The sequence below is a fragment of the Gemmatimonadota bacterium genome (assembly GCA_040388535.1).
Lineage (GTDB): Bacteria > Gemmatimonadota > Gemmatimonadetes > Gemmatimonadales > GWC2-71-9 > Palsa-1233.
In genome coordinates, this window is record JAZKBR010000001.1 from 338809 (window position 1) to 351521 (window position 12713).

Below are 12713 nucleotides of genomic sequence, written 5' to 3' on the forward strand. Positions count from 1 at the left end.
GTCGCCCTGATGCGTCGAACCTTCCTGCTCATCTTTGCTCTCGTCGCACCGCTCGCTGCACAACAGACTCGTACTGTGCCGGGCACGCTGGTCATGGGCATCGGACAGGAAGTCACCCGGCCGTTTCCGATCGTCGGGTCGACCACCACGGCCGATGCCGATGTGGCCGACCAGATGTTTCTCCGGCTCGCCGGGCTCGCCGCCTCACTGCGCACCACCGGCGATGACGCCCTGCGCCCCGAGCTCGCCCGAGCCTGGCGGCGCGTCGATTCACTCACCATCGTCTTCGACCTCGATCCCCGCGCGCACTGGCACGATGGCAAGCCCGTGGTCGCGAACGACGTGGTGTTCGCCTGGAAGTTGATGTCCAATCCCGTCGTCGCCTACAACGGCCTGGCCACCCTGGAGCCGATCGCGGCCGTAGAGGTCGCCACACCACAGAGCGTTCGAATCCGCTTCCGGCGTTCGTTCCCCGAACAGGTGTATCTGGCGGGCTTCAATCTGATTCCGATGCCGGCCCACTTGCTCGAACGGATGCCGGCGGAATCCATTCTCACCTCGGCGTGGGCGCGCGAGCCGGTCGGGAATGGACCGTACCGATTCGTGCGACGGGTTCCGGGCGAATTCACCGAACTTCAAGCGAACCCGGCGTTTCACCTCGGCAAGCCGGGTATCGGACGGCTGCTCTTCCGCTACGTCGCCGACGCCACCGCGCGGAAGAATCTGTTGCTCAGTGGCGAAACCGATGTGCTCGAAGGCGTGCCGCTCGCAAACGTGGCAGAGCTCAAGACCCAGCCGCAGCTCCGGCTCATCACGGTGGCCAGCAACATCCTGTCATACGCGCTCTTCAACAGCCGGAATCCTGCGGACACCGCGCAGCCCAATCCAATCCTGAGTGATGTTCGGGTACGCGAGGCGCTAACGCTCGCGCTGGACCGGCAGACGATGGCGGCCTCGGTCTGGCAACCCGGCGTGGGAATTCCCGACGCGGCTCAGTCGCAGCTCTGGGGCTGGATCACTCCCGGAGGCGTCCGCGGCGCACAGCAGAACCTGCCGCGCGCCAAGGCCCTGCTGGCAGCTGCGGGCTGGCGCGACAGTGACGGTGACGGGATCCTCGACCGCAACGGGAAACCACTGCGACTCACGGTGCTCCTCCCCAATTCGCCGACGCGACGCCCGGTGGGAATCCAGGCGCAGCAGATGTGGCGCGCGGTCGGGGTGCAGGCAGATCTCGATCTCGTCGAGCGTGCGGAGTATGGCCCCAAGCGGGAGTCCGGCCGGTGGGATCTCGATTTCGCTGGTGCGAGTCAGGATCCTGCTCCCTCATCACTGGTGCAAAGCTGGTCGTGCACGACCGCAACCACGCCGGGTACTTCGAACGTCGGCCACTGGTGCGATTCAGCCTTCGACCGATTGACCCGGGTCGCGACCACGAGCAAGCAACCCGTCGCCGCATGGGGTGCCGTGATTGCGCGGATGAGTGCGTGGCATCCTGCCATCTTCCTCGCCGCTCCGGTCAGTCTGGTCGCCGTACATCAGCGATTCACCAATGTCACCATCTGGCCGTCGAAGAGCTGGCGCTCGCTCTGGCTCTGGCGCGTGAAGCCAGAACTGGCCCTGCCGCGCGATCGCTAGCGTGAACCACTGGCTCCTCCGGCGTGGAGCCGACGCGCTCATCACCGCGCTGGTGGCGGCGATCGCGCTGGTCGTGCTGGTGCACCTGCTGCCGGGCGATCCCCTCACCGCACTGGTCGGCGACAAGGGTGCCACTCCGGAGCAGCTCGCGGCACTCACGGCACGTTGGGGAACCGACCGTCCGCTGCCGACCAAGGTACTCGACTATTTCACGGCGCTCGCGCGTGGTGACCTGGGCTATTCAATGACGCGCGGGATTCCCGTCGGCACCGTGCTCCTCGAACGGATCGGCCCGACCCTGCTGCTCGGCTCGCTCACGCTCCTCGTCGATTTCACGCTCGGACTCGCGCTCGGACTCTGGGCCGCGCTCCATCCGGAGAGCTGGCGCGCCAGGGCCCTCGGCGCCCTCTCCATTCTCGGTTACGCCGTACCGTCGTTTGTCGCGGGGATGCTGCTGGTCTGGCTCTTCGGAATCAAGCTGCCCTGGCTGCCGGTCGCCGGATACCGCAATGTGCTCCTGCCGGTCGATGCCGACGCGGGCGCGATCTTCGTCGATCGTGTGAGGCACCTGGTGTTGCCGCTCACGGCCATGGTCATCGCCACCATCGCGGTCCCATTGCGGCAACAGCGCGCGGCCGCACTCGCCGTGGTGAATGCACCGTGGGTCCGGGCGGCGCGCGCACGCGGCGTGTCGCCGGCGGCGGTAGCGTGGCGACATTGCTGGCGGCCCGCGCTCACCCCGATCGTCACGCTCTTCGGGCTCTGGCTGCCGATGCTGGTGGCTGGTGCGGTGTTCATCGAAGGACTCTTTGGCTGGCCGGGTCTCGGGTCGCTCATCGCCGAGGCGACGCAGGCGCGTGATGTGCCGCTGGTGATGGGTGCCGGATTGCTGCTGGTGGTCGCGGTCCAGGTCGGCGCACTGGTGGCGGACATTCTGTATCGCGTCGTCGATCCGGCGCAACGCCACCCATGAACAACTCGCTGCGGCTTGGACTCGGACTGCTCGCCGCCCTGCTGCTCTTCGTGGTGGTCGCGCCGTGGATGGCGGTGGATCCGGCCCTGCAACCCGACCTGGCGCACGGCGCACTCATCGCCCCCAACGCGGCGCACTGGTTCGGCACCGACGCCTTCTCACGCGACGTCCTCTCCCGCCTCGCCTGGGGTGGCCGCAACTCACTCCTGATTGCGGCGATCGCGATCTCCGTCGCCGTCGGCATCGGGTCGCTCCTCGGCCTCGCCGCGGGAAGCGCGGACGGCATCGCTGCCGGCTTCTGGCGGCGGCTCATCGATATCGGCCTCGCCCTGCCGCGGATCATCGTGCTGCTGGTACTGCTCGCTGCCACCGGGGCACTGAGCACCATGCAGCTTGCCATGATGATCGGCATCACCGGCTGGCCCGGCATCGCGCGACTCGTCCGTGGCGAAACCTTGCGGCTCCGTCACGCACCCTGGGTCGAGGCCGCCCGTGCGCTGGGCGACACCCCTGCGCGCATTCTCTGGCGCGAGATCTTTCCCGCGACCCTGCCACCGGTCCTGGTCGCCGCGACGCTCGGCGTTGCCGATGCGATCCTGCTGGAGGCGGGGCTCTCGTTCATCGGACTGGGACTTCCGGTGCCGGCGCCCTCGTGGGGCGGGATGCTGTTCGAGGCGCGCGACGTGATCGGCCAGGCGCCGTGGCTGCTCTTCTTCCCGGCAGCGGCCTTGGTCGCGGCCACCTCCGCCGCCACATTGATCGGCGAAGCCCTGCGCCGCTCCCTCCAGCCCGACAGCCGATGACCGCCCTGCTCGAGGTCGAGAATCTCCAGATCACCTTCCCGCGCCGCGAGACGACGCCGCTGATCCCGGTCGATGACGTGAGCTTCACCATCGCCTCCGGTGAACTCGTCGCCCTGGTCGGGGAGTCCGGCTGCGGCAAGACGCTCACCGGGCTCGCGATTCCGCGACTCCTCCCCTCGAATGCCGTGCTCGGGTCGCAGACCGCCATCCGCCTGCTCGGCACCGACCTCGCCCGCGCCGATGAGCGCGCGCTGCGCGCTGTTCGCGGTCGCCGCATTGCGATGGTCTTCCAGGATCCGATGTCGTCGCTGAATCCGGTGATGAAGATCGGCGACCAGATCGCCGAAGCCATCACGGCGCACGCGCGGGTGCCGCGCGCCGATGCACGCGCGCGGGCTATCGCCCTGCTCACCGAGGTCGGCATTGCCGATCCGGCCGCGCGGGTGGATGTCTACCCCCATCAGTTGAGCGGTGGCATGCGTCAGCGCGTGATGCTGGCGATCGCGCTTGCCGGCGAACCGGAATTGCTGATCGCCGACGAACCGACCACCGCGCTCGACGTCACCGTGCAGGCGCAGATGCTCGAACTGCTCGACACGCTGCGGCAAGCCCGCGGGATGGCTGTGCTCCTCATTACCCACGACCTCGGCATCGTGGCAGGGCGAGCCGATCGCGTGCTGGTGATGTATGCCGGACGCGTCGTGGAGCAAAGCGTGACGGCGGCGCTCTTTGCCTCGCCCGCACACCCGTACACGCGCGGACTCTTTGCATCGATTCCGCGACTCGACTCCACCACGACGCGACTGACGCCGATTGCAGGCAGCGTCCCGCCGCCCGATGCCTGGCCCACCGGGTGCCGCTTCCATCCGCGCTGCCCCTTGAAGATCGCTCGCTGCGTGACGGAGCGACCGCTGCTCGAAAGCGTCGGCTCGGCGCACGAGGTGGCCTGCTGGGTTGCGACGGGAGCGGCAACGTGACCGCGCCGCTGCTTTCGGTCGAAGGACTCGTGAAGCACTACCAGAGCGGCGGCTTCCTCTCGAGGGCCAAGCCACCGGTGAAAGCGGTCGATGGCGTCTCCTTCACGATCGCCCCTGGCGAGACTCTTGGTCTGGTGGGTGAGAGTGGCAGCGGCAAGAGCACCGTCGGCCGTGCCGTGCTCCGTCTCGAGCCGCCCACGGCCGGCATCGTACGCTTCGAGGGCAACGACCTCGCCACGCTCGACCCCGCCACGATGCGCGCGACCAGGCGGAGGATGCAGATCGTCTTCCAGGATCCGCTCGGCGCGCTCAATCCCCGGCGCACCATCGGTGACTCGGTGGCCGAAGGTCTGATCATCCATCGGCTGGTTCCGACGCGGGAGGTCCCGGCCCGCGTGAGCCAGTTGCTGGAGGAAGTCGGCCTGGATGCCTCATATGCGAGCAGATATCCGCACGAGTTTTCGGGGGGACAACGGCAACGGGTCGGGATCGCGCGTGCGCTTGCCGTCGAACCGCGCTTCGTGGTCTGCGACGAACCGGTCTCGGCGCTCGACGTCTCGGTGCAGGCCCAAGTGCTCAACCTCCTGCTCGACCTGCGCGACCGGCGCCAGCTCGCCTACCTGTTCATCGCCCATGACCTCGCCGTGGTCCAGCAGGTGGCCCATCGCGTCGCCGTGATGTATCTCGGGACGATCGTCGAAATCGGGCCGGCGCGCTCGATCATCAGCATGCCACGGCACCCGTACACCCAGGCACTCGTATCCGCTGTGCCCGATCCGAACCCGGCCTCGGGCCGCCGCCGTATAGTGCTCGACGGTGAACCGCCTTCCCCGGCCGCACCGCCGCCGGGGTGTCCCTTTGCTCCCCGCTGCTTTCACCCGCACCGCGACGCGCGCTGCACGGCCGAGCGCCCGGCGCTTCGCACCATCGGCGACCGCGAGGTCGCCTGTCACTACGCCGACACCTGAGGAGATTCACCTGATGCGTTTGCGCTCCCGTACTCCGGCACTTGCCCTGGTGCTCGCCCTGGCGGCCGTTCTCCCCGCCACGGCCCAGCTGAACCCGATCACGACCGCGAACAAGGGCCCGGTCATTGTCTACCAGATCGCTTTCCCGAATGCGGCCCATCACGAAGCGGAAGTGACGGCGACGTTCACTGCCCTCCCCGCTGGCACGCTGCACGCACGGATGGCGCGCTCGTCGACCGGCCGGTATGCGCTGCACGAATACGCCAAGAATGTCTACGCTGTGAAGGCGGTCGACTCGAAGGGGAAGACGCTTCGGGTGACCCGGCCCGATCCGTATGGCTGGGATGTCACCGGCCACGATGGCACGGTGAAAATCAGCTATACCATCTTCGCCAACCGCGCCGATGGTACCTACTCGGGCTTCGATCTGGTCCAGGCACACATCCAGCCGCAGGGGACCTTCATGTACGCGCGCGGCCTCGAAGCGCGCCCGATCAAGCTCGTCATCGACAAGCCCGATCCGAGCTGGACGGTGGCGACCCAGCTGGTGGGCGACAAGAGCGGAACGACGTTCACCGCGCCCGGCATGCAGTACTTCTTCGACTCACCGACCCACCTGGGCGCGATCCAGTGGCGCGAGTGGCAGCTGACGAGTGGCGGGCGCACGCAGACGATTCGCACGGCGGTTGACGATCCGGCCCCGGCATCGTCGATCGACACCTATGCCGACGGCGCGAAGAAGATCGTGAGCGAGGCGGCAGCAGTCTTCGGCGAATTGCCGGCCTTTGATTACGGCAACTACACCTTCGTCGCGTGCTACCGTCCCAGCTGCAGCGGCGACGGCATGGAGCACCGCAACTCGACCAGCGTGACCGGCGGCAACAGCATGGGTGATAACGGCAACGGCCCGCTCGGCACCGTTTCGCACGAATTCTTCCACACCTGGAACGTCAAGCGGATCCGCCCGAAGACCCTGGAACCGTTCGACTACGATCGCGCCAACATGTCGGATGCCCTCTGGATCGCCGAGGGGTTCACCCAGTACTACGGCCCACTGGTGATGACTCGCGCAGGGCTGTCGACGGCAGCCAACTTCCCGCGCGGACTGAGCGGGACAGTCAATGCCGTCACCAATTCGCCGGGGCGCCGGATCTTCGGACCGATCCAGATGAGCCAGCAAGCGGTGTTCCAGGATGCCGGCGTGTCGATCGACCAGCAGAATACCGCGAACAACTTCATCTCCTACTACACCTACGGAGCAGGGATCGCGCTCGCGATGGATCTGTCGCTCCGCGCGCACGGCAAGTCGCTCGATGATTTCATGCGCCAGATGTGGCTGCAGCGCGGCAAGCCGCAGATCGCCTACACGCTCGATGATGCGCGCCGGATTCTCGGCAGTGTGGCGGGTGACACCGCGTGGGCAAACAATTTCTGGACGCGATATGTCGATGGCCACGAACTCCCCGACTACAACGCGCTGCTCGAGCCCGCCGGAATGCTGGTGCGGAAGTCGCAGGCCGGCGCACCGTGGGTCGGCGTGAACTTCTTCGGTGGCGGCAATCGCGGTGGCCCGCGCGGTGGCGCGCCAGCCCAGGCACCGACCGCCTCGGGCTACACCATTGCCGGCTCGGTCCTCGTCGGCACGCCGCTGTACGCCGCCGGGCTCGAGACCGGCGACCGGATTCTCACGGTCGAAGGGAAGGAGATCACGGCGGATTCGGTCCTCTCGGCTGCCATCGCGGCGAAGAAGCCGGGTGAGAAGCTGAACATCGGCTACGAAGGGCGTGCGGGGCGCCGCGAGACGTCACTCACAGTCGCGGAGAACCCGGCCGTGCAGGTGGTCACCTTCGAGGATGCCGGCAAGACCCCGACCGCCGCGCAACTCGCGTTTCGCGCGGCGTGGATCAGCAGCAAGGTGAAGAACTGATCCGATAGTTCCGCCATCACTGCAGACAAAGGGCGCCCCACCGGTCACGGTGGGGCGCCCTTTGTTGTGGCTGGCCAACCTCGAATCAGCCGCCGAGCTTTTCGACCTGGAAGGTCTTGAGGCGCGGCATCGAACGTCCCCGGGTCCAGCGCACTGTCGTACCATCCGGCGCCGGCTCCTCCCACTTCACGATGTAGCGATCATCAGCGTCGATCCAGTAGCGACGCAGGACACCATCGAGATCGCCTTCGATGACCCAGGTCTGCCGCAGCGCGCCGTTGTCGCCTGGCACAAAGACCTTCTGCGCCACACGGAACCGGAGCCAGTGCAACTCCTCGGGACGTTGCGTCAGCACCAGCGGCAAGGCGCCGTTGTAGTTCTCCGAGAGCGGCATCGTCGCCATCACCAGTTCGATCCCGGGCTCCGCGTATGCCTCGGCATCCAGCAACAGGCGCGACTTCGAGTGCCGCCCCTTGAGCGAAATCTTTTCAGTGACCACCGCACGGCGATCGAAGGTCTGCCGGATCTGTCCGTCGGCGAAGCGACCCCAGGTGGCGATCGGCTTGAGCGTCCACCGCTCGAGCCAGATGGAGTCCGTCTGCTCAGCGAGATTCGCCGACGTCCGGGTCCGGGTCAGTAACCACGCCTCCTTGGTCCCGACCATCGCGGTGTCAAGTTGAAACGTGGCTTCGCCCAGCATCTTGGGTGGGTCGCCAACGATCCCCTCGGCCCGTTCGGCAATGGTCAGGCTCTTGAGCTTGCTTCCGTCGGGCTTCGGCGCGAACCCGTAGTAGCCGTAGTTCGGCAGTTCCATCCCGATCGCCGAACAGCTGGCGAGGGCGGGAATCAGGGCCACAACGAGGGCTGTGCGGCGCCAGGAGCGCCGGGCATGTGGCATGGAGGGCGGGGTCAAGTGTGAGTGCGCAACCTTGCACGCGGGACCAGTGGGTGGGACAATCTATTGATATGGCTGACCCAATGAAAACGTTGAAGGACACATTCATGGACCGGGCTTAACCCCCGGCACGGCCGAGCGTCTCCAGACCATGACCAGATACCGACATTTCGCCGCCTTCGGCCTGCTGCTCGCCGCTGTGCTCCCTGCGGCCTCGCAGGCCCCACTTACCCCACGCGATTCCGCCCGCCATGTGCTCAATCGACTCGGCTATGGTGCCACCCCCGGCGAGGTCGACGCCATCGCCACAGAGGGGGTGAAACGCTGGATCGATCGCCAGTTGGCCGTGCGCGATCCGCGCGACCCGGCACTCGCCGCGCGCGAGGATGGCTACGACGTGCTCCACACCGCCGCGCGCGACATGGTCGCGATGCATACTGACCAGCTGGCCAAGGCGCTCAAGGCACAGGCCGGCGGTGCCGACTCGATGCGTCGCCCGGCGGCGGATGCGGAGAGGCGTGAGCAGCGCGCCACAGGCGGCAAGAAGGAATTGCGGGATCTCAATGCCGAACTGATGAGCGTCACGCTCCTGCGCGCAACATCATCGGATCACCAGCTGGCTGAAGTCCTCGCCGATTTCTGGACCAACCATTTCAACGTCTTCATCGGCAAGGGGTTCGATCGCGCCTACTTCGCCGACTACCTCGAGCACACCATCCGGCCGAATGTGCTCGGTCGCTTCGAGACGCTGCTGACGGCCACGGCGAAGAGTCCTGCCATGCTCTTCTATCTGGATAATGTCGAAAGCGTCGCCGATGGCACCTCGATGCAGGCCCTCGCACCTGGGCGGATGCAGGCGGCGGCCGGGCGCGGGCGGTTCGCGGGGCGGGCCGGCGCGGCCCGCGGCCTCGGGAGGACACGGCAACCGGACCCGGCGATGGTCGAGAGGGTGAAGGCGAGGATGCCGAAGGGGATCAACGAGAACTATGCCCGCGAGTTGATGGAGTTGCACACGCTCGGAGTGGATGGCGGCTACAGCCAGCAGGACGTCGGCAATGTCGCGCGCATCCTCACCGGCTGGGGAATGGATCGTCGGAGCAATTTCGAATATCGCTTTCTCGATGGGGCTCATGACCGCAATGCCAAGAGCGTCCTCGGGGTTGCGTTTCCTGCGGGGCACGGCGAGGACGAAGGGATGCGCCTGCTGAAGTTGCTCGCCGAGCAACCGGCGACCATGCATCACGTGAGCGCCAAGCTCTGCGCCCGCTTCGTGGCCGATGTTCCGCCCGATGGTTGTATCGACGACGCAGTCCGCGCGTGGAAGCAGAGTGGTGGCGAAATCCGGGAGGTCGTGCGCGCCATTCTCTACTCGCCCGACTTCTGGGCTGCGGCGAACGTGCAGAGCAAGGTCAAGACGCCGCTCGAATTCGTGGTCTCGGCCCTCCGCGCAGTGGGGGGCGAGCCCGATGCCACGCCCCGGCTGGTGCAACAGGTGGCGAAGCTGGGGCAACCACTCTTCCAGATGACGACGCCGAATGGCTATCCGGAGAGCCAGAGCGAATGGGTCAACAGCGGTGCACTGCTGGCGCGGATGAACTTCGCCGTGGCGCTTGCCGGGGGTCGGCTTCCCGGCGCGATGGTGGATCTCGATCGGGTCGTCCCGCTGACCACCGATCACGTTGTCCTGGTCGACGGAGTGAACCGCGCCATTCTCGCCGGCGGCATGACGGCCCAGACCCGGACCACGATCCTGCGCGAAATCGCCGACATCAACAATGCACGGGACGCACGAGCACTGGCGGTCGGCCTGGCGCTCGGCGGCCCTGAATTCCAGAGGCAGTGATGACGATCTCCCGACGCGCCTTCATCCAGGCCGGCGGCCTCGCGATGGTATCGCTTGGCGCCGATCCGCTCTTCCTCGATCGGGCGGCCTACGCCCTTGGCGACCTGCGACGCGGCGTGGCGGGCGGCAAGACGCTGGTCTGTCTTTTTCAACGTGGTGCCGTCGACGGTCTCTCGATGATCGTGCCTGCCGGCGACAGCTGGTACTGGCAGGAGCGTCAACGCATCGCCCTGCCGAAGGACGAACTCATCTCGCTCGACGGCATGTTCGCCCTGCACCCGCGCCTGGCTCCGCTCAAGCCGCTCTGGGACCGGAAGTCGCTCGCGATCGTGCACGCCGTCGGCTCGCCGTCGACCACACGTTCGCACTTCGACGCCCAGGACTACATGGAGAGCGGCACCCCGGATCGGAAGAGCACACCCGACGGGTGGGCGAATCGTTACTGCTCTCACGCACGCGAACATGCCGAGACACCCTTTCGCGCCGTGGCCTTCGGACCGCAATTGCCGCGCACGCTGGCGGGAAGCGCGCCGGCGCTCGCCATCGATGATCTCCGCACCTTCGGGATGCGCGCCGCCCGCGCCGACGGGGAACAGCGACTCACGCGCGCGTTCGAATCACTGTATCAGGGCGCGGCCACGGGCCTCGTCGCGTCGTCATCGGCGGAAGGCTTCGAAGCAATCAAGATGCTCAAGGCCGCCGATCCGACCGCGATTCCACCCGCCAATGGTGCCCAGTATCCGCGCGGCAAGCTCGGCACGTCAATGCAGCAGATCGCGCAGCTCATCAAGGCCGACCTCGGGATGCAGGTTGCCTTCGCCGATGTCGGCGGCTGGGACACCCACGTGAACCAGGGGAGTGGTCAGGGTCAGCTGGCCACGCGACTCGATGAACTCGCTGGTGCGCTGGGCGCATTCACCGCCGATCTCGGTGAACGGATGCGCGATGTCGTCGTGGTCACGATGAGCGAGTTCGGTCGCACGGTGAAGGAAAACGGAACCGGCGGGACCGATCACGGACACGGCACCGCCATGATGGTGCTTGGCGGCGACGTGCGCGGCGGCCAGGTGTACGGCCGCTGGCCGACCCTCGCTCCCGACGCGCGGCACGAGGGCCGCGACCTCGCCGTCACCACCGACTTCCGGGCTGTGTTCGGCGAAGTGCTCACCGGCCATCTTGGGGCGGCCGACCTGGGCAGCGTCTTCCCCGGCTTCACCGCTGGAAGCCGGCTCGCGATGTTCGGCTAGCCGGGGGTCGGCGGTCGCCGCTGCCATCACGCTTCGAGCGGGGTAGTATTCCGGATCCCTCCACACCGGACCCGCTCGTGTTTCGCTTTCCTGCCGCTCGCCTCGCAGTGCTGATGGCCGTTGGCGTCGCCCCGATCGTCGCACAGGGCGCGCCGCCGGCCTTCGACGTCCGGCTCGACTCCATCGCCCAGGCGCCCCGCAGTGCCATGATCGAGCGCGACGTGCGCACCCTCGCCGGATTCGGCACTCGCAACACCTACTCCGATACCCTCTCCACCAGCCGGGGGATCGGTGCCGCCCGCCGCTTTGTCTTCGCGGAGTTCCAGCGGATCAGCGCGGCCTGCGGGAAATGCCTCGAGGTACGTTACCAGCAATCAATCGTGAAAGGCACCGCGACCGAGTCACGCACCACGCCCGACGTGAATGTGGTCAATGTGATCGCCATCCAGCGCGGGACCACCGACCCCGGCCACGTCGTGATGATGTCGGGCGATATCGACTCCCGCAACAGCAACGGCAACGACGTCACCAAGGATGCTCCCGGCGCCAACGACAACGCCAGCGGGATGTCGGGCGTGCTCGAAGCGGCGCGAACGCTGACCCGCTACAAATTCGGCAAGACAATCATCTACACCGGACTGAGCGGCGAAGAACAGGGGCTCTACGGCGGTACGTCGCTCGCCAAGGAGTTTGTCGACAGCGCCTGGGTCGTCGAGGCCGTGCTCAACAACGACATGATCGGCAACGTCTCAGGCATCAATGGCGAGATGGACAACCGCTCTTTCCGGATCTTCTCCGAGCCGGTGCCGGTCACCGAAACCGAGGCGGACCGGCGCGCGCGACGCAGCTATGGCGGCGAAGTTGATGGCCCGTCGCGCCAGCTGGCACGCTACATCGAGCGCGTGGTCCGGGAGCACATGCCGGCGATGCAGCCGCGGATGATCTACCGTCTCGATCGGTTTGGCCGCGGTGGACACCACAAGCCGTTCAATGATCTCGGCATGCCGGCCGTCCGCATCATGGAGACGCACGAAAATTACGATCGCCAGCACCAGGATGTTCGCAGCGAGAACGGTCGCGAATTCGGCGATGTCGTGAGCGGTGTCAACTTCGACTATGCAGCGCACCTGACCGGGGCCAACGCGGTCGTCCTGGCGTCACTCGCCTGGGCGCCCGCCCCCCCGGGCAAGGTCCGGGTGCAGGGCGCGGTCAGTCCTTCGACTTCAGTCTCCTGGACGCCGGCCCCAGGTGACTCGGCGCTGGGTTACAAGGTCTACTGGCGGGAGACCACCTCCCCCCAATGGCAAAACTGGCGCTGGGTCCCGGTCGGCACCACGCTCATTACCCTGCAGAATGTCGTGATCGACGATTTCTACTTTGGGGTCGCCGCGGTCGGCCGGGGTGGCCACGAATCCGTGATCCAGTTCCCTTCCTTCGTGCGCTGA

Annotated in this window: 10 protein-coding genes; 9 read left to right on the forward strand and 1 reads right to left on the reverse strand. The window is 66.8% G+C overall.

Translation table 11 applies throughout. The features are described from left to right. Positions 1–9: 9 nt before the first annotated feature. Genes V4558_01585 through V4558_01610 form a run of 6 tightly spaced genes read left to right on the forward strand, consistent with a single transcriptional unit; the run spans position 10 to position 7283 of the window. Entirely contained in the window at positions 10–1635 is a 1626-nt protein-coding gene (locus tag V4558_01585) for a peptide ABC transporter substrate-binding protein (protein ID MES2304165.1), read from the forward strand. 1 nt (position 1636) lies between these two features. Then, positions 1637–2608: an ABC transporter permease gene (locus V4558_01590; protein ID MES2304166.1), complete on the forward strand. Its 972-nt coding sequence runs from the start codon at positions 1637–1639 to the stop codon at positions 2606–2608. Next, on the forward strand, positions 2605–3411 hold the full coding sequence (locus V4558_01595; GenBank protein ID MES2304167.1) for an ABC transporter permease: 807 nt from the start codon (positions 2605–2607) through the stop codon (positions 3409–3411). The genes V4558_01590 and V4558_01595 overlap by 4 nt, the downstream gene beginning before the upstream one ends. Beyond that, positions 3408–4388 (forward strand): ABC transporter ATP-binding protein, encoded by a 981-nt coding sequence (locus V4558_01600; GenBank protein ID MES2304168.1) that lies wholly within the window; start codon positions 3408–3410, stop codon positions 4386–4388. Before V4558_01595 ends, V4558_01600 begins: the two co-directional genes overlap by 4 nt. After that, positions 4385–5356, forward strand: coding sequence for an oligopeptide/dipeptide ABC transporter ATP-binding protein (locus V4558_01605; GenBank protein MES2304169.1), 972 nt, complete (start codon positions 4385–4387; stop codon positions 5354–5356). The genes V4558_01600 and V4558_01605 overlap by 4 nt, the downstream gene beginning before the upstream one ends. 13 nt (positions 5357–5369) lie before the next feature. Next, entirely contained in the window at positions 5370–7283 is a 1914-nt protein-coding gene (locus V4558_01610; protein MES2304170.1) for a PDZ domain-containing protein, read from the forward strand. 85 nt (positions 7284–7368) lie between these two features. Here the strand turns inward: V4558_01610 and V4558_01615 are convergent, their stop codons facing one another. After that, positions 7369–8181, reverse strand: a complete 813-nt coding sequence (locus V4558_01615; GenBank protein ID MES2304171.1) for a hypothetical protein — start codon at positions 8179–8181, stop codon at positions 7369–7371. Positions 8182–8329: 148 nt separating this feature from the next. On the opposite strand from V4558_01615, the gene V4558_01620 reads away from it, so the two are divergent. The 3 genes from V4558_01620 to V4558_01630 all read left to right on the forward strand — a co-directional run bounded on the left by V4558_01620 (position 8330) and on the right by V4558_01630 (position 12713). Beyond that, entirely contained in the window at positions 8330–10021 is a 1692-nt protein-coding gene (locus V4558_01620) for a DUF1800 domain-containing protein (protein ID MES2304172.1), read from the forward strand. Then, entirely contained in the window at positions 10021–11268 is a 1248-nt protein-coding gene (locus V4558_01625; protein ID MES2304173.1) for a DUF1501 domain-containing protein, read from the forward strand. The genes V4558_01620 and V4558_01625 overlap by 1 nt, the downstream gene beginning before the upstream one ends. A gap of 77 nt (positions 11269–11345) precedes the next feature. Further along, positions 11346–12713 carry a M28 family metallopeptidase gene (locus tag V4558_01630; GenBank protein ID MES2304174.1) on the forward strand — a complete coding sequence of 456 codons (1368 nt, stop codon included), beginning with the start codon at positions 11346–11348 and terminating at the stop codon, positions 12711–12713.

Coding starts and splice junctions, on each gene's coding strand:
- V4558_01585 (MES2304165.1), top strand. CDS start 10: ATGCGTCGAACCTTCCTGCTCATCTTTGCTCTCGTCGCACCGCTCGCT.
- V4558_01595 (MES2304167.1), top strand. CDS start 2,605: ATGAACAACTCGCTGCGGCTTGGACTCGGACTGCTCGCCGCCCTGCTG.
- V4558_01600 (MES2304168.1), top strand. CDS start 3,408: ATGACCGCCCTGCTCGAGGTCGAGAATCTCCAGATCACCTTCCCGCGC.
- V4558_01610 (MES2304170.1), top strand. CDS start 5,370: ATGCGTTTGCGCTCCCGTACTCCGGCACTTGCCCTGGTGCTCGCCCTG.
- V4558_01615 (MES2304171.1), bottom strand. CDS start 8,181: ATGCCACATGCCCGGCGCTCCTGGCGCCGCACAGCCCTCGTTGTGGCC.
- V4558_01620 (MES2304172.1), top strand. CDS start 8,330: ATGACCAGATACCGACATTTCGCCGCCTTCGGCCTGCTGCTCGCCGCT.
- V4558_01625 (MES2304173.1), top strand. CDS start 10,021: ATGACGATCTCCCGACGCGCCTTCATCCAGGCCGGCGGCCTCGCGATG.